General features: G+C 32.7%; 14 protein-coding genes. 6 read left to right on the top strand and 8 right to left on the bottom strand.

Features of this window, described 5'->3' with window-relative positions; translation table 11 throughout:
- Positions 1-8: 8 nt before the first annotated feature.
- Together HHX25_RS12075 and HHX25_RS12070 are read left to right on the top strand one after the other, a co-directional pair.
- The gene (locus HHX25_RS12075; RefSeq protein ID WP_169673656.1) at positions 9-404 is read left to right on the top strand and encodes a lipocalin family protein; all 396 of its coding nucleotides are present in this window, start codon (positions 9-11) and stop codon (positions 402-404) included.
- 37 nt (positions 405-441) lie between these two features.
- A complete protein-coding gene (locus HHX25_RS12070; protein WP_169673653.1) occupies positions 442-951 on the top strand; it encodes a hypothetical protein in 510 nt (169 codons plus the stop codon).
- 301 nt (positions 952-1,252) lie between these two features.
- On the opposite strand, the gene HHX25_RS12065 is transcribed toward HHX25_RS12070, so the two are convergent.
- From HHX25_RS12065 to HHX25_RS12050, 4 genes are all read right to left on the bottom strand, one after another.
- The gene (locus tag HHX25_RS12065) at positions 1,253-2,404 is read right to left on the bottom strand and encodes a DUF7486 family protein (protein WP_169673650.1); all 1,152 of its coding nucleotides are present in this window, start codon (positions 2,402-2,404) and stop codon (positions 1,253-1,255) included.
- 141 nt (positions 2,405-2,545) lie between these two features.
- A complete protein-coding gene (locus HHX25_RS12060) occupies positions 2,546-3,400 on the bottom strand; it encodes an alpha/beta hydrolase (protein WP_169673647.1) in 855 nt (284 codons plus the stop codon).
- Between the two features lie 16 nt (positions 3,401-3,416).
- Positions 3,417-4,610, bottom strand: coding sequence for a serine hydrolase domain-containing protein (locus HHX25_RS12055; protein WP_205958036.1), 1,194 nt, complete (start codon positions 4,608-4,610; stop codon positions 3,417-3,419).
- A gap of 27 nt (positions 4,611-4,637) precedes the next feature.
- Positions 4,638-5,534, bottom strand: coding sequence for a PD40 domain-containing protein (locus HHX25_RS12050; protein WP_169673641.1), 897 nt, complete (start codon positions 5,532-5,534; stop codon positions 4,638-4,640).
- 214 nt (positions 5,535-5,748) lie between these two features.
- On the opposite strand from HHX25_RS12050, the gene HHX25_RS12045 reads away from it, so the two are divergent.
- From HHX25_RS12045 to HHX25_RS12035, 3 genes are all read left to right on the top strand, one after another.
- A complete protein-coding gene (locus tag HHX25_RS12045; RefSeq protein ID WP_169673637.1) occupies positions 5,749-6,759 on the top strand; it encodes a sensor histidine kinase in 1,011 nt (336 codons plus the stop codon).
- Positions 6,759-7,454 (top strand): LytR/AlgR family response regulator transcription factor, encoded by a 696-nt coding sequence (locus tag HHX25_RS12040; protein ID WP_169673634.1) that lies wholly within the window; start codon positions 6,759-6,761, stop codon positions 7,452-7,454. Before HHX25_RS12045 ends, HHX25_RS12040 begins: the two co-directional genes overlap by 1 nt.
- Positions 7,455-7,678: 224 nt before the next feature.
- Positions 7,679-9,769: a DUF3857 domain-containing transglutaminase family protein gene (locus HHX25_RS12035; RefSeq protein WP_169673630.1), complete on the top strand. Its 2,091-nt coding sequence runs from the start codon at positions 7,679-7,681 to the stop codon at positions 9,767-9,769.
- Between the two features lie 127 nt (positions 9,770-9,896).
- On the opposite strand, the gene HHX25_RS12030 is transcribed toward HHX25_RS12035, so the two are convergent.
- The 3 genes from HHX25_RS12030 to HHX25_RS12020 all read right to left on the bottom strand — a co-directional run bounded on the left by HHX25_RS12030 (position 9,897) and on the right by HHX25_RS12020 (position 12,798).
- A complete protein-coding gene (locus HHX25_RS12030; RefSeq protein ID WP_169673626.1) occupies positions 9,897-10,550 on the bottom strand; it encodes a hypothetical protein in 654 nt (217 codons plus the stop codon).
- Positions 10,551-10,626: 76 nt separating this feature from the next.
- Complete coding sequence (locus HHX25_RS12025) at positions 10,627-12,168, bottom strand: S8 family serine peptidase (protein WP_169673624.1); 1,542 nt, start codon at positions 12,166-12,168, stop codon at positions 10,627-10,629.
- Between the two features lie 63 nt (positions 12,169-12,231).
- The gene (locus HHX25_RS12020; protein ID WP_169673622.1) at positions 12,232-12,798 is read right to left on the bottom strand and encodes a hypothetical protein; all 567 of its coding nucleotides are present in this window, start codon (positions 12,796-12,798) and stop codon (positions 12,232-12,234) included.
- A 250-nt stretch (positions 12,799-13,048) separates the two neighbouring features.
- Between HHX25_RS12020 and HHX25_RS12015 the strand changes: the two genes are divergently transcribed.
- The gene (locus HHX25_RS12015; protein WP_169673620.1) at positions 13,049-14,308 is read left to right on the top strand and encodes a tetratricopeptide repeat protein; all 1,260 of its coding nucleotides are present in this window, start codon (positions 13,049-13,051) and stop codon (positions 14,306-14,308) included.
- 266 nt (positions 14,309-14,574) lie between these two features.
- Here the strand turns inward: HHX25_RS12015 and HHX25_RS12010 are convergent, their stop codons facing one another.
- Positions 14,575-16,536 carry a right-handed parallel beta-helix repeat-containing protein gene (locus tag HHX25_RS12010; protein ID WP_169673618.1) on the bottom strand — a complete coding sequence of 654 codons (1,962 nt, stop codon included), beginning with the start codon at positions 16,534-16,536 and terminating at the stop codon, positions 14,575-14,577.
- Between the last annotated feature and the right edge of the window lie 438 nt (positions 16,537-16,974).

The following is a 16,974-nucleotide window of genomic DNA, read 5'->3' as shown; positions in this document are numbered from 1 at the left end:
TTATTACAATGAAACATATACAAGTAACACTGATATCCACGGTAATTATGACCATGCTATTCTCTGCCAGTGGTTGTGCACAAGAAATAAAAAATGAGCTGTTATCTCACAAATGGTATTTACATGCTTATCATATTGAAAACAAAACGTACTCTCCTGAAAAAAAAGAAAAAGAGGATTTTATACAGTTTAATAACAATATGACCTTTATTTCTAAAAGCGAAGGTAATATTGAAAAGGGACAGTATACATTAAATTCAAAAGATCATTATATAGAATTTAAGGACAACGCCAAAGGGGTTTTAAGAGCTTATATTATTTCTGTAGATACAAAAACGCTTGTTCTTAAATATGATGTTAGAGAACTAAGAGCTATAGAAGTAGTATATAAACGAAGTCGTTAACCTCATGAGACACACATATCTTTTAATAATACTGATTATGAGTACTTTATTAAGTTTTTCTCAAGAAGATAGTGATACCGATAATTGGTTTGACACCTTTAACTTTAAGAAGACGTTTAGTAAAAATTATGATGGCTGGAAAGTAAGTTATATTGGTTTTGATGATAACGATACCGATTTTATTCTGCCTTTTGAAGTGTCTTTTGGACAAAATAGCGCTAAAACAGAAGTAGTTAAACGTAGAGGCTATAAATCTTTAGAAACTTTTAATATCGCTCCTGGTTTTAATGGGTTAATCAAACTAAGCCCTGGTATTTATTTTGAATTAGGATTGAATGCACCTATTGGTATTGAAGTTCTAAAAGACTTAAACGGAACAACATCAAAAAGCTTTTTGATTGGATTAAGTAGCAATCAAGGGATTAAAATAATTCCCTGGAAAGCATTTGGACTGGTTTTAGGAGTGAACGTATTTGAAACGATACAATCCTCAAAAGTTTTTAGGGATAATCTTGGGTTTGGGTTTGAACTGGGTGTGAATTTGTAAAACTATGGAAGCAAATCAAGTTAGTTCTAAAATTCCAAAATCATTTTATCAGGCCAGATAACCAATGTATACTTTGTACACAAGTCATAGGAAAGGCCGTTTGATGACTCCCTTAAATAACTCGCTTATGGTCAATTACGAGTTAGTAATGTAATTGTAGACATGTCTATTTGCTTTAATAATCATACTATTGGTGCTATTTAGCATATTTGATTGAATATTAAAAAATTAGAGGACACTAATTAATGTGTTCGGTAATATTATTCCATTCCATACACATGCCCACTCACTTCACTCCTAATTATTGACTTATAGCTTTTAAATGCGCATATACCGGATTACCTTTTATTCTCATTTCTACTTCTCTTTCAAAAATCTTAATACCTTTTACGGCATTAAGTTTTCCATCTGGAGCAAACGCTTTCACGCCATAAAAATCGCCTTTTTCATTTATGGCTTTAACATCAATAATATTGCCTGAACGACTAACGCCTTTTACATCTAGTTTTACATGATCATCTGTTAAGGCTTTGATATCATAAATAGTACCGTCTGTTCCAATAGCCTTAATAGGTGCATATTCGTCTGTATTTTGCAATATTTTAACTGGTAATTCTGCCCCTTCAACAAAAGCCCTTATATTCATAAAACTATGTTGTTTTGAGTCTTGTGTTGCTTTTACATCAAATGCATGGCCTTCGGCATCAAAAGCTTTTACATCCAGATTTTTACCTTCGGTTGTTACCGCTTTAATATTCCAGGTAATTCTTTCAAAATCACTTTCATAAATGCCTTTTGCTATATTTTTCTTCGGTAATTCAAAATCATCTTCATTAGCAGATGGATGCATAGCTTTAACATGCGCATAGATGTTATGACCCTTTGAAGTCATTTCTCTATCTTGTGGATTGATTTTTACACCTTTAATATCATTAAGTTTTCCAGTGGGCGAAATAGCTTTCACGCCATAAAACTTCCCTTTTTTGGTAATAGCCTTCATAATGACAATATTCCCAAATCTAACGACGCCTATGACCTGTATTTTTTCGCCTTCTGGAGTTATTGCTTGAAGTTTGTAAGCACTACCGTTATTAGTAATAGCCACAACAGGAGTAAATTGATTTTTACTAACTAAAATCTTAACTGGTAATTTCTCTCCATTTACCATAGCTTTTACATCTAATAGCTTGTCTTGATTAGAGTTTTGAATGGCTTTTACATCGAAAGGTTTTCCTGTATTATCAAAGACTTTTATATCTAAGCTTTGTCCATTGGGATCAATGGCTTTAACATTCCAATAAGTCTCTTCAACTTTTTCAATAATATTTGTTTCCGTTTTACTTGTTTTATCTTTTGAGGGACCATTATTACAGGCCGTGAATAAAAATAAAAAACCAAGAATAAATAAATTATAACAAATAATTAGACCGCATGATTGATTTGAATTTTTCATAACTAAAGTTTAACTTTTATACTATTTAAAATTAAACAATCGTTGTTCATGTTTTCATGATATAAGTCATGAAAACATGACACCATAAATTTTTTATTAAAGAAGCTTTTAAGGAGAATTAAGTCAGTTCAAAATTCAAAGTCATTTTATCAAGTCTGATAACCAATGTATACCTTGTACACAAGTTATAGGAAAGGCCGTTTGATGACTCCCTTCAATAACTATATGCTTTAAAAACAAACTTGTGTCATTTCTGGATTTAAGCATACCAATAAACGTTTTTGCACTTTTACCCAATTTTTTCTCTAAGGCACCATATGAAATAAACACATTGGCATTTAGCCTTTTATGTTTAAACTTAAACTCAGAAAGCAACTGAATATCATTATGAAGCGAAGGGCTACCCAGAATATAGTTTCTAAAAGTATCAGGTTGGGTTAATAATATATATGCTCCTAGTTCACCTCCCATGGAATATCCAAAATAAGTACGATTATCAGCCTCGGTTCGGTAATTGTTTTCTACATATGTAATGACATCATTTCTAATAAAATTCAAATGGTTATTGGCTGCTCCAAATTGATACCTGGCTTGACGTTCTTTATCATTTGATTTTCGAATAGAGTAATCTCGATATCTGCTCACGTGTACTCCTACTTCCTTTTTTAAGTCTTTATCAATATCCTTTTGCCAGGAAACACCAACCAAAATGGCTTTTTCCATTATATATGCCGTAATACCCGATAATAGTTCTACATGCCACATGGCATCTGTAAAATAAATCACAGGATACTCAATATGATCATTTTCTGAATAGCCTTCTGGAAGTTTCACATAAAGATCATACTGTCTACCTGTCCTGGTTTCCGTTACAGGAATCACTTCTATATGAGGCAGCTCTAAATGTGATTTCTTAGTATGGTTTCTATTACTTTTTTGGGCAAAAACATGACTGAATGATATCACAAGTATAAAGGCAAAACAGATGATTTTCATTATTTAGATTTTAATATTACTTAATAAAAGCTGGTAAGACGCGTTCTGCAACCATTTGCAAGGTGCTGTTATTGTTTTCATGAGAAGTAACCACAACCATTAAATCAAGTTCTTCAATTAGAATGATATATTGGCCACCACCCCCTTGTGCAGATACGCAGAAGTAGCTTTTATCACCATATTTTAAATCAGCACTCCACCAGTAATAACCGTATCCTTGATTTGAGACATCTGTACCACCACCGTAAACGTCATCATCGCCAGTATAGAGCATCCTGCTAGTTGCTTTGTTGATAAAGGCTTCTGGAACAAGTTGTTCTCCATTCCATTTACCTTTGTTGGCAGTTAAGATGCCCCATTTGACCATATCACGCGATGTCATACTAGATCGACTTCCCGACCTTGGTAGACCGTTAACATCGGTTTCCCAACCATAAGTTGATATGTCCATTTTATCAAGAAGTTCTTTTTTGATAAAATCTTTGGCGGTTTCAGGCACAAGGGCTTCAATAACCTGCATGACTAACCTTGGGTCGTCTTGATATAAAAAGCTTTGAGATGCTGTTGTAATAGGTGCACTATGTTCAAGAAAGGTTTGAACTTGTTTTTGACTTTTTAATTGAGCTGGAGTTTTCTTAAATGCTTCTCGCTGTTCTTTACTGATACGAATGCCAGAACACATTGTCATTGCCTTGTGTAACGTTATCTTTTCTGCACCATCAACCAAATTTGTTGTGTCTATGTCTTTAAGAAAACTAACTAATGGCTTGTCTAAATCGGTCATGGTCAAATATCCCAACTGGATAGCACGACCAAGTGCTAAACAGGTATAAGCTTTAGTTGCTGACGCTTGAAAATGAGGTAGATTGATACGGCCTCTTCTATAATAAGATTCAAAAAGCAACTTGCCTTTGTAAGCAATAAGAAAGCTATCAAAAGGATCATGTTTATTGTCTGCAATCTCTTGTGCCAGCTTAAGCATCATAGCTTTATTACCTCCGTCAACACCTAATTCGCCTACAGGAACACCATCATTTCTATCTGCGGGTACTGCATTTATAAAAGCTTTTTTAAGATACGGTATCTCCCAGAATGAAAGCCTGGATTCTGCTATTGTAGCCTCTGGTGCAACGCTATTAGTTTGCTGCGTAAAGCCACTATTTGTTAGTATAAGTAATATTAGAAGTAATAATATTGTTTTGTTTTTCATGATTTTCATTACTTAAATGGCAGTAGATTATTTTTTAGATCTTAGCGCTTCAATGATTTTAGCGTCAACCCAATACTTTGTTGACTCCCAATAGATACTTCCGTCTTCCCTTACTTTTTCTTCAGACCTTGAAAAAAGCAGGTATTTTCCATCTGGTGTTAAAAAGGCACCATTTTCTACCAATTCTGAGTTTATCTTATCTCCCATATTTACAGCGGGTCCCCATGAACCATCCTGCTGTTTAAAACTGATATAATTATCAGATCTACCATAGCCATCTTCTCGTTCGCTACCCCATATTAAAAAGGATTCATCTGGTGCTATAAAGGGATGCGCTGTCCATTTACCCGAGTTAATCTGCTTGCCAAGTAGTTTTGGTGCTTCCCGCTTACCGTCTACAATCCTTGACATACGTATAACATCATTATTTTTATAATCATCAAAAACGATCGTCCCTTTATCAGAAACCGACAAGACCATAATACCCCAATCGTCTCTGTCAAACATGGCGCCCAGACTTTTCATTTTTGACCAACCCGAAACCGTACGCTCAATATAGTTGTGTCTTGAATATAATATGTTGTTATTTTTAGAGCCTCTATGGCGAAATGAGTATTTATTGGTTTTATAGGAGTTACCGCCTTGTTTATAAACTACAACAGCTGGCTCAAAGGGATTATTTCCCGTATAGGTAAAGTAAAACTCCTGTATATCTAAAGCGTCTGCATTACCTAATGTCCAATCTTGAGAAGCACTTTTTTTAGGAATAAAAACTTCAGGCGTTAGCCCTGGTAGCTTATACCCAAAGTATAGATGCTCATCAGTTGAAGTAACATTCTCTTTTATTTCTGATGTCTCATTGTTACAAGCACTTAAAACTATTACCAATACCAATATTGCGCTTTTAATTATTAGAGTTTTCATGTTAATTTGTTTTTGTATGAGTTTTGCTATGAATGACAACTATAGGATAAAAGTATCGTATAATCCATGTTTAAAATCATAAACAGGATGTATTGAACAGTTAAATGACAACACCATTTCGTCATTGATATACTGCTTTTGTAAAGAAATTATGGAAATCTGTATTTATAGATAGTATCTTTATACACTTTTAATAGCACTCATAACAACGTTGATGTTTAAAAAGTCTTTAACCGATACCATACTAATTAATGCAGGCGCCTTTCTATTGGTTGCTATGCTTGAAATACTGAGTATGTGGTTAATAAAAGATAAGCTTGACACAAATTTTCCTATTTATACACATGGGCTTAATTATGCCGTTATTATTATGGTTGTCATTTGGATAAACCACTTTGTCTTTATTCCTTATCTCTTTGATAAGAAGAGATATTTTTTATTCGGTACACTTCTTATTGGAAGCATATTTCTTGGTTCTTATTTGAAGTGGCATCATGTATCTGGTTGGTATGGTGTTTCTAAAATGTTCTTTTTTCTTATCTATACAACTGGAACTGGTATGGCTGCTTTCTTTTTACGAAGAAATGTGATTTTTCGTAGAGACAATGACGAAAAAGAAAAGCTGCAGAAAGGCATGGAACTTAATTATTTAAAAGCCCAGGTGAATCCTCATTTTTTATTTAATTCCTTAAATAGTATTTATGCCCTTTCTAGACAGCAATCTCCTGAAACGCCAGATCTTGTTATGCAGTTGTCAGAATTAATGAGGTATCAATTAGAGAGTTCTAAAAAAGACACAGTTTTATTAAAAGAAGAACTTGAATTTATAGAGAACTATGTATTGCTCGAAGAAAAAAGACTGAGTAAACGTTGTCATGTTGAGTTTTTTATTGAAGGCGATTTGTTGAACTTAAAAATTGCTCCAATGTTGCTAATTCCATTCGTTGAAAATGCTGTTAAGCATGGTGCTCAAAGTACTAATGAACAGAGTGCTATAGACATTTCTGTTTCCATTAAAAACAGCACCCTTCGTTTTTCTGTGATCAACTCAAAACCTTCAGTAATTTCTGAATCTAAAAGAACAGGAATGGGGCTTGAGAATGTGAAAAGACGCTTAAATCTGTTATATCCTAATTCTCATTTATTGGAAATTGATGATCTGGAAGAAAAATATCGTGTAAATTTATCTATTGATTTAAAAGATTCAATAACAAAACACAGGTAATGATTAAAATTGGTATCATAGATGATGAAATACTGGCTCGTAAAGTATTAGAAGATTACTGTTCTAAAATTGATAATTTTGAAATAGTATTAAGTACTGGGAATCCGCTTGAATTTATCAATTTTGCTCAGCAAAATGACCTTGACCTTATTTTTTTGGATATAGAAATGCCAGAGCTTAATGGTATGGAAATTTTACGTTCTATGCTGAATCCACCTAAAGTTATTTTAACAACGGCTTATTCTGAATATGCATTAGAAAGTTATGACTATGGTGTGGTAGATTATTTATTAAAACCAATAAAAATTGAACGTTTTTTAAAAGCAATAAACAAAGTCCCAACTTCAAAAATAACAGAATCTAAAGCACATACTAAAAATGAAGAACTTCAAATAAAACATGATGGTTTGCCCGTTAACATTTCATTTAAATCCATTCTGTATATCCAAAGTTTTGGGAATTATTTAAAAATCTTTACAGATTCTAGAATGTACCTGATTACCGAAACGCTTATCAATATCTCAACATTATTATCTAAAAATTTCCAACGTACACATAAATCTTACATTGCCAATTTAGACAGGGTGACAAAGGCAACTAGAACCTATTTGCAAATTGAAAATAATGAAGTTCCTGTGAGTGCTATGTATAAGGTTTTAGTATTTGAAAAATTGGAAGCTTTAGCAAAATTGTAAAATAATTGATAACTATACCATATTTACATTTGGTCTCTACCCTTTTGCCCCTTGAAAAATGGATTTCATTGAATATTAAAACAAAAAGTCTAAATTTTATGGTGCCTAACTGAAGTTATATAATGTCAACAGCCATTCAATAAACCTTTCATTTTAAATTATATACGCTATGTTGCCCTGATTTACGAAATATTTTTAGTTTATTTGTTTTCTAATCAATGTGCATGACCTTTAAAACCATTAACCACTACTTTTTTACTGTCATTTTTCTTTTTAGTTTTAGTATTTGTTACGCTCAAATAAAAGTTAGTAACACACCACAATGGGTCTTGAATCAATCTTATGATAAAAATCCAGATATTGACTTAAACGAGATTTCATACGGGTTACTTACATTACTTGATGATGAGCAAATCCATATTCCCAAAAAAGAACGGTATATCCGTGTAGTACGTAAAATAACAGATAACGTTGGTGTGCAAGATGGCTCGTCAATATCTATTAATTATGATCCTACATACCAGCAGTTGTTCTTACATAACATAACGGTATTACGAAATGGAAAAATCATTAATAAACTTAATATTAATGATTTTCAAAACATAAGGCAAGAGTCTAATGCAGAAAGTTATATTTACAACGGTAGCCTTAATGCCATAGCTAATTTAACCGATATTCGTAATGGTGATATTGTAGATATAAGCTACACCGTTAAAGGTTTTAACCCCATACATGGTAATCATTTTTCTGGAGGTACAACACTAAACAATTTTCAGCCCGTAGGCAAAATTAATTATTATCTAATATCTAATAAGAAACTAGTATACAAGACACTAAATTCGGATATTGAGCCCAAAATAGCACATAAGAACGGTTATACAACTTATAATTGGACCACAACCTTAACAAAACCCCCAACGTTTGAAGAGAATACCCCCAGTTGGTATTTGCCATACCAAAACGTATTTGTTAGCGATTTTGAAACTTGGGATGCTGTTGTAGATTGGGCGTTGAATATATATCAAGATAATGTAAAACCATCAAAATCGCTTCAAGCGAAAATTGAGCAAATAAAAAATAGCTCTGAATATGAAGGCCAACGTATTTCGGCTACACTCAAATTTGTGCAAGATGAAATTAGGTACCTAGGCTTAGAATCTGGCATTGGCGCATACAAACCTTTTTCACCAAACAAAGTGCTCGAACGACGTTTTGGAGATTGCAAAGATAAAAGTTGGCTCATGGTTACCATGCTACGCAGTATGGGTATTAAGGCTTATCCTGTATTGATTAATACAATTTATGGTGAATCACTTCACCAGTTTTTACCATCACCAAAAGTATTTGACCATGTCGTTGTAAAAGTTGTGGATAGTACGAACACTAATTTGTTTTACGATCCAACAACAAACAATCAATTTGGGAGTTACGAATCGGTTTCATTTCCAAATTACGGAAAAGCTTTGGTCATAAAAAATGGAGTTACTTCTTTAGAACATATTACACCTAAAAGCGAAGATTTGGTAGAAGTGTTTGACACATTCGACTTACCTACTGTTGGTGGACCAGGTACTCTAAACATTATGACGGTGTATCGAGAAGCCGAAGCTGATATCATACGAGCAAGATATAAATCGAGTAGTATATCTTCCGTACGTAAAGATTTTAAAAACTATTATGACAATCTTTATGATGGTGTTGAAATTTTAAAAGACCCCATTTTTGATGACGACAGCTTAGCTAATAAAATACTTGTTGAAGAGTCGTATAAAATCAATAATATTTGGACGCCAATGATTGGAAAAGATAAAAACATTACTGTAGAATTTACGCCATACAGTATTTTGGACGTTTTTGCCTCTCCTAATGAAAAAGAACGAAAAACACCATTTGCATTATACTATCCGACACATAAAAAACATCAAATTACGGTTAAACTACCAAGCCGATGGCGTATTACTAAAGATAATATTAGCATAAAATCTAAAAGTTTCGATTTTTCGATGAAGTCTAAAATGAATGCTGCACAAGATATTCTGTATATTAATTATGACTATCAAAATAAAAGTAACTATGTAAAACCTGAAGATTTTGAAGATTACTATACCAAAATCAAAGAAGTAGAAAAAATTATAGCCTATTATATTTATATCCCAAAAAGCGAAGCAAAAAATAACCGTTTTGATACTCCTATTCTTAATGATGACTTGGCTTCAAGTGTAACCACAATATTTTACTGGATTATTGGTATTATTACTGCAATAGTAATTGGCTTGGTGGTTTTTGTTATCCGAAGTAATAAAAATAGAGATTAGTTACTGAATTATTTAAGCTTCATTTTCTCCTACATCTTTGTTTAAAAAAGTATTCAACAAAAACTAACTCGAACTTTACCTTTATTCATTTTGCTTCAAGATACTGTTGTGGTTAAAAACTTTTGAGCTAAGTAGTAACTCCATGTCGTTTCCATGAATCTCTAATAATGTCTAAAAACTGGTGAATGCCCGCTGTGCCTCCAGAAAGTAGTGCTGCTGTGAATAAAATGTCACAAAAAAATAAGAGTTTAAAATTTAAACCTGTAGCCTCGTCAGGTATGACAATAAATGGTGTGAGTGTCCTAATTCCAGCTGTGGCTAACACTAAACCTATACCAAAAGCTACCATTTGTATGTAAGTTGTTCTTTCTGTATTAAGGTTAGATATCTGCTCTTTTTCCTTAATGATGGAAGCTTCTAGAGCATTGGACTCTATTTCTAGTCTGTTAATGGTTTCAGATCTATTACCATCACGATTGTTCAACTCCTCTCTAAGAATATCTTTTCTTCTCATTCTTCTTTTTTCCTGATACGCATACAGTCTTGACTCAACTATTCTTCTTTTTATTTGCGTTTCTTCATTTTCCCGAAAAAATACAGCAATAAACTGATCTAGGAGTGTTCCTACAACGATTAAGCCAGCAGCCATTCCCGCCAAGATTTTTTCTGGCTCATTACGCCATTCAGTACCAGGGGTTATCTCATTGAATTTCATAAAAAAAATCAATGTTACAATTAGTAGTAGCAGCAATAGCCACCAATATTTTATAAAAACTTTCATGATATTAAAAATTTTGATTTTAGTTATTTAATCAGACGTATATCATCCCTTAATGCTAATAAGAGTTGGCATCATCCTATTTCAATGCTTCATAAGCATTGATTCTACCATAACCATATTTAGGATTATGACCAGAGGCATCATATGTAACACCTCCTACCTTATCACAGTATTTCCGAATAATATCCCGTACTTGTAGCCAGCTTAAGTTTGGGTCTTTTCCAATTAAAAGTGCCCCTACGCCAGCCGCTAATGGAGCGGCATAACTAGTCCCTGTACCCATTCCATACTTATTACCTGATTTGCAGCTAAATACATCTGCTCCTGGAGCTAAAAAATCAAGCTCAGCTCCATAAGCAGATCCATCTTCCAAATCGTTCTTGTTAGAACGACCCACAGCTATAGTTTTCTCGTAAGCACTCACCTCATCTGTACCATCTTTTCCATTTATGGTATAGTTACCATTACTAACAGCCCAAAAAACAGGTGTACCTTTACCATTCCTCCCATAAGTTGTTGCATAGTTTATTGCATCTTCCAGAACAGATTCCATCGTCCAATTTGCTCCATTTGGCCCTAAACTACAGGCAATAACATCTGCTCCCTTATCTGGGGTTAAATGTGATACCTCTAAATTTGGGTTAGCTGCATATGCTACAGAACGAGCTAATGTGCTCTGTGTTCCTACCTGGTCGGGAAGACATGCAATGGGTATAAACTCTGCTTCATTGGCAGAACCAACAATGCCAAGATTATTTATACGTGGCAATGCCATTCCTGCACAAAATGTACCATGATTGCTATCGGGGAAACCTATTAAAGAGTTACGAAAATACCCATTTTGTAAAAAATAACCAGCTGACAATTGATAAATAGACGGATTAATATCTGTATGTTGGACATCAAAACCATTATCAATAATTGCTAACTTTACTCCTCTACCCTGACTAATTTTCCAAGCAGGTTCAATTTTAATATCAGCTCCTAATTTACCACCATTGGTACCATTGTTATTTAAATGCCATTGTTTTCCATAATAGGGGTCTGAAGGTTTTAATCGTTGGGCAATATATGAAATCATTTGAGGTTCAATATAGATGACTTCATCTATTCCGCTCATTTCATTGGCTTTATCTATTATATCTTCTCCTTCAAATAATTCCACCTCAAATAGATTAGGAGCAAATTTTAATTCCCTAATTATTCCTAATGCATGATCACTAAGTATCTTTTTTAGACCTTTTTTACCTACTTCAGGCCGAAATTTTATAATAAGGCTATTCGTGTCAATAAATATGCCGCCAGTTTCATTTGTGTAAACGTTATGTATAGATTCTAAAGAATCATCACGTAATTTATCAAATTGTCTGCTACTGGATAATACACCCGCTTTAGGTGCTACAAAAACCCATCCTGCATTTGCAAATGCTTCTAAATTATCTACTTCCGTATTATGGTTCTTTTTTAGTGTTTCAAAAGTTTCGCGTGCATATGGATCTACTTCTTTAATTACTTTTTCAAAACTAGTTCGTGTATTTAAAAATGGCTTAATTGCTTTAATGCTATCTATTTTCTCTACACTAATTTCTTTACCTCTTATTTTATATGTTTTTTTCATCTCTTTTACTATTTAAGCATCTTTTAATAACACGCTCTGGTTATTTCGATTATTTTAGTTTTATTAGTTCTCATTTTTGCATTCATAAGATTGTATGGATGGTATTTTAAGCGTTTCTAGAATCTTTATAAGCTGTTCTTTTTGAACATCTTTTCTTTCCTTAGCTGAGTTAATAAGGCCTATAATGGTATCTGCTATCCCTGCAATCTCAGAAATCGCTACGGATGATGGTAAAAACCCTCTCCTATTACTATCACAACCAGAAAATCTTTGAAATTTCGCTAATGCTTTTGATGCAGACTTAATGAAAGGATCTGTTCTTAACCAATTATTACTATTAATTATGTTGAATTTTTTAATGGCTTTTTTCGAACGAAGTAGGGTCAGCTCTGATATGTACCTATTTAAAATAGTGTTAAAACCTATAGCAGTTTCTTGATAGAGTATGACTAAGCTTTTTTTATCGGAACAATTACAGTATTCTGTAATCATTTTTGTTTCTATATTAAGATTAGCTTCTGTTAAATATTCAATTAAACTACCGTTATAATTTTTTGAATCTTGCGCATATAAAAATGATGAAAAAAGAAAAAATAGCCCACAGTAAACAAATGCCTTATTAATAAACATAATTTTAATTTTTAATGGTTAATAATTATGACAAATGTATTTTCATACAAGCAATCAAAAAATACCCATTAGCGGGTATATTTCTTATCACTGTTCTATAATTTCAGTAAAAAGCCCTCACCTTTACCATTTATTTATTTCTAAAGATTGTTAAAAAATATATCACGGTTTTCAGGGATAAAACTAACTTCAAATTTTAATTATATTTACGCTTAAAATAACTAACAAATACAATTATTAAAACCATAAAATGAAAGAAGAAATGAAATGGTTTGAAGAGATCACCCAATACCTATTCAAAGAATACAAATCTACATTTTTAAAAAAGGTGGTGAATTATGAAAAAGAATCTATAAAAAAAATAGCTCTTTTAAGAAACCAATATCTGGATTATGATGATGATGATAATGATTATGATGCTGTTGACTATGCGTTAGGAATTTATTCTAAAGATGAGATGCAAGTCCTGAAAAATAAAATAGATGAATCGTCTGGTAGTGAGGTTTTGGAAGGTGTTGAAGACCTTTGGGGGCCGCCAACACTAAATAAAGCATGGGAAAAAAATTATGAATACAGTACAGATTTTGAGATGTTTCAGTATTGTGCCGTGCTGGCGACTATAGCTCAAAAATTATTAGAGGATACGGAAATTAAACCTTATATCATGAAAGGAGCCTCGGTCTTTATGAAGAGCTTTGGCGATTTTAACGAGGAATGTACAGTTCCTATGTATAAAGGAGTAGTTCCTGAAGTAGAAATTCGTAAAAAAGTCATAGCCGATTTTGTTACTACCGATGAAAATAAAAAATTGTTGTTATCGCTTTGGGATAAAGAAGTCACTGAACCTGGAAAAACTCTTTTCAAGCAGATTGGTATTAATCCTCTCCCAAATTATCCTAGTGAAAGTGATATTAGCAAGGAGCTGTTTAAAGCACGACATATATTGGTTGAAAAAGAAAATGAAAGCAAGGAAATCCGTAACAAGGCAGCCATAGATAGTCTTGAACCATACTTAGAAGACATTAAACCGTACACTGGGAAAAAATCAAAGAAGATAACAGAAGCAATTAAAGAACATGAAAGCGCATGTAATTATTTGGGACTATGGTATAATGGATTAAAGGACTATGACAATGCAGAAAAATGGTGGAGGCGTTGTTATCAAATTCTACCCACAGAGGCAGGCACTTTAAACCTTTGCTTAATCTATAAAAACCACAAACCAAATTACCCGGAATTTTTAAAAATTTGTGAGCACTTAACATCTATTTATCATAAATTATCTTCGTATAGTCAAATGTATGCTTGGGAATATTTAGCAACTGCTTATGTGCTTAATGAAGATATAGAAAAGGCTAGTAAAACCTTTAAAAAACTGATAAAAGAGAACCCAGAAGAAAAGATATCGTATTACAAATCACTAGCAAACAAAGCATTAGATAAATTATTTGAGCAAAGAGAAAGAGATAAAAATCTAGAAAATAAACTGCTAAGTATCTTTGAGGAATAAAAACAAAATACAAACCTAAATACCTTGTCAACAAACAGATTTACAATTAAGATATGGAAAGGATTAAAGACATTATCCTGTAAGTGTGTAAATAATAAACACCGAAGGTTTGACTTTTTAATCTTTTCACACTTGGTGAGATACTACCACTTTTTAGTAGCTTCTCTGGGTGCCAAATAGGTTTTTTTATAAGCTTTTATAAAAGACACGGGCACATCAATATTGATGTGCCCGTGTCTTTGTATTTATAATTGCTTATTGTTGTTTTAATTACAGGAATTATTTTCCATAACAATAGAATTAATATCGTTACCAGACCCTTCCAATATATCTATACATTCCACATTTTGTGGCGCACTCATTATATTCCCTCTAAGAGCTATGTTTGAATTTTCAGTTCTCAAGTATAATGGCGGTTTACTATTTGATGTAACCGTATTGCCAATAATATTTAAATTTGAGCAAGTATAAAATTCAAAGTTTTTATTAAAAGAATTTTCAATTAAATCAATATTATTGGAAGTAGTCATCGTCGTTGTATTACCTCCTACGATCGTATTTCCTTTAAATTCAAGTTTATAATTTACGGAGCTAGCAGTGTTATTTACATTCTGAAAAACAACACCAAATCTTACAACGTCCACATTATTATCTCTAACAATCACATTATTTATTTCTGCCGCCATTGAAATACCTGCACTTCTATCCGCATTACTTTTAATAGTATTTCTATAGACTTCACTGTTTTCAACACCAGCAACACCTTCTATGGCTATACCTCTTCCACAGTTATTAATAGTATTATTATAGACTTTCATATTTGAATTTGCCACTGTTATACCTGTTGAAAAATCTGCAACAGTATTATCATATACACTATTGCTATGTACTGCACTACCTCTATCTGCACGCCCAGTGATGATTCCCGAACCGTTGGACTTCATAATATCCGACTTAGCAACAATATTGTTGTTTCTAACGACACATTCTGTTGCACTTTGTAAGACAATTGGATTTTCTAAAGTATTACCTTCAATTGTTACTCTATCCCCTATTGCAACTATAAAAGCTCCTTTTCTACTTCCGCTTTCTCTATTATTTTTTAAAATAATATTTTCTGCTAATTCATTTGGCTTTAATGCTTCAATATCAAGTCCCCAACCTGGAGCAGTACCTTGAGATTTTGCAGTATTAATACTAGCATCAATGAAATCAGAATCTTCTATAGTCATTCCATCTACCGCCGTTATTGAAACATTATTTCTCCTATTTCTAATGAATTTACATCCTGTAACTAATAAATTTCTGGTTGGTCTATAATCTGGATTAACGGCATGCCCTTCGCCTTGTACATCTAAACCGTCGGCCATGGCATCCATCATTGTCACATTTTTAACTAATACAGAATTACCCCCTCTAATAGTAAGCAAATGCCCCCAGTCATGCACTTGATATTGAGAATAATCATGTTCATCTCTATCTCCATGGAGATTTCCTCCTTCTATGACAATATTGGAACCTAAATGTATCGATAATAAGGTACTATAGGGGTAATCATTAGGTTGTACCCTCATATGTGTATTATCGGACATGATAAAATTAAAATCTGATGGTATTTTAACAGCCTGAAGTACTGGCATGGCATTGCTAGCGTCTCCTTCTACTTTAAAATATGCGTCAAGTTTATCAATTTTAAAAGTTGTAACTCCTAAATTTTTTGATTGAACCATTAATTCATTTAGTATATCTTTATTCTTTTTAGCAATTTCATCAGACACTTTACCTTCAACGATACCCCATCTTTTAGGATCGAAGTTGAAAACAGGGTCTTTAATTTGGGGTGACGACCCTACTATGGTTAGTGTAGAATTTAATAGTTCTCCTCCTATAATTCCATTATCTCCAAAATTAAGTGTCCCATTTATAATATCTCCTCCTTCATATTTTATGGTCGTATTCTCAGGAAGGTTTATAGTTTTACCATCTAAGTCCATAATACAATTTATTATTATTGTGGAATTTGGTGCTACATTATCTAGCGTAAAATCACATGGCAAAATTGTATTCGTATCCTCAGGTTCTGTATCCTCTGGAGTTGTGTCTTCATTATCTTTTGGTTCCTCCTCTTTAATAACGACTTCTTCAACAAACAATTCTTCTTTATTACAAGATGTTAATGAGAGCGTAAATAGCAAAATAAACAGCATGGGGTTCAAAATCTTTTTCATAATAATCATGATTTGGGGTGTTAGTAATCTATATCAATAGTAAAAATAATTTTAAAAAAACCGTTTAAATGACTTATTTTTTCGACAAACCGCGCTTTTGTTTTGATTTTTAATCGATTAAAAGCTTTTTTTTACGATTAAGTACCATTTAAAGGTTTTAAACTTGCTCCTATATACGCATAAAGAGTTAGTTTGGATTCTCCAATCTAAAAAATAATGGCTGCAAATTTAATTTAAAAAAGAATATTTTAGAAAAATTGTTAACAACCTTTAATAAGTTTTATGCATCTTTTTGTGCTTATAATCAATTACATAGGAATTGTTTTAACAAGTTGTAGACATTTTTTACACCATTCATTTTAATAGCTTATTCCCATGTCTACTAAATAATTCTTTAAAACCTTATTACACCGAATATTTTAGTTTTTTCATAGAATA

Origin of the sequence: Flavivirga algicola, from assembly GCF_012910715.1 — a bacterium.
GTDB lineage: Bacteria > Bacteroidota > Bacteroidia > Flavobacteriales > Flavobacteriaceae > Flavivirga > Flavivirga algicola.
The sequence above is the reverse complement of the archived record's forward strand: the minus strand, read 5'-3'. Positions and strand labels throughout refer to the sequence as shown.

What these genes read in the sequence shown, in the direction of transcription:
- HHX25_RS12075 (WP_169673656.1), top strand. Translation starts at nt 9, where the DNA reads ATGAAACATATACAAGTAACACTGATATCCACGGTAATTATGACCATG.
- HHX25_RS12070 (WP_169673653.1), top strand. Translation starts at nt 442, where the DNA reads ATGAGTACTTTATTAAGTTTTTCTCAAGAAGATAGTGATACCGATAAT.
- HHX25_RS12065 (WP_169673650.1), bottom strand. Translation starts at nt 2,404, where the DNA reads ATGAAAAATTCAAATCAATCATGCGGTCTAATTATTTGTTATAATTTA.
- HHX25_RS12060 (WP_169673647.1), bottom strand. Translation starts at nt 3,400, where the DNA reads ATGAAAATCATCTGTTTTGCCTTTATACTTGTGATATCATTCAGTCAT.
- HHX25_RS12055 (WP_205958036.1), bottom strand. Translation starts at nt 4,610, where the DNA reads ATGAAAAACAAAACAATATTATTACTTCTAATATTACTTATACTAACA.
- HHX25_RS12050 (WP_169673641.1), bottom strand. Translation starts at nt 5,534, where the DNA reads ATGAAAACTCTAATAATTAAAAGCGCAATATTGGTATTGGTAATAGTT.
- HHX25_RS12045 (WP_169673637.1), top strand. Translation starts at nt 5,749, where the DNA reads ATGTTTAAAAAGTCTTTAACCGATACCATACTAATTAATGCAGGCGCC.
- HHX25_RS12040 (WP_169673634.1), top strand. Translation starts at nt 6,759, where the DNA reads ATGATTAAAATTGGTATCATAGATGATGAAATACTGGCTCGTAAAGTA.
- HHX25_RS12035 (WP_169673630.1), top strand. Translation starts at nt 7,679, where the DNA reads ATGACCTTTAAAACCATTAACCACTACTTTTTTACTGTCATTTTTCTT.
- HHX25_RS12030 (WP_169673626.1), bottom strand. Translation starts at nt 10,550, where the DNA reads ATGAAAGTTTTTATAAAATATTGGTGGCTATTGCTGCTACTACTAATT.
- HHX25_RS12025 (WP_169673624.1), bottom strand. Translation starts at nt 12,168, where the DNA reads ATGAAAAAAACATATAAAATAAGAGGTAAAGAAATTAGTGTAGAGAAA.
- HHX25_RS12020 (WP_169673622.1), bottom strand. Translation starts at nt 12,798, where the DNA reads ATGTTTATTAATAAGGCATTTGTTTACTGTGGGCTATTTTTTCTTTTT.
- HHX25_RS12015 (WP_169673620.1), top strand. Translation starts at nt 13,049, where the DNA reads ATGAAAGAAGAAATGAAATGGTTTGAAGAGATCACCCAATACCTATTC.
- HHX25_RS12010 (WP_169673618.1), bottom strand. Translation starts at nt 16,536, where the DNA reads ATGAAAAAGATTTTGAACCCCATGCTGTTTATTTTGCTATTTACGCTC.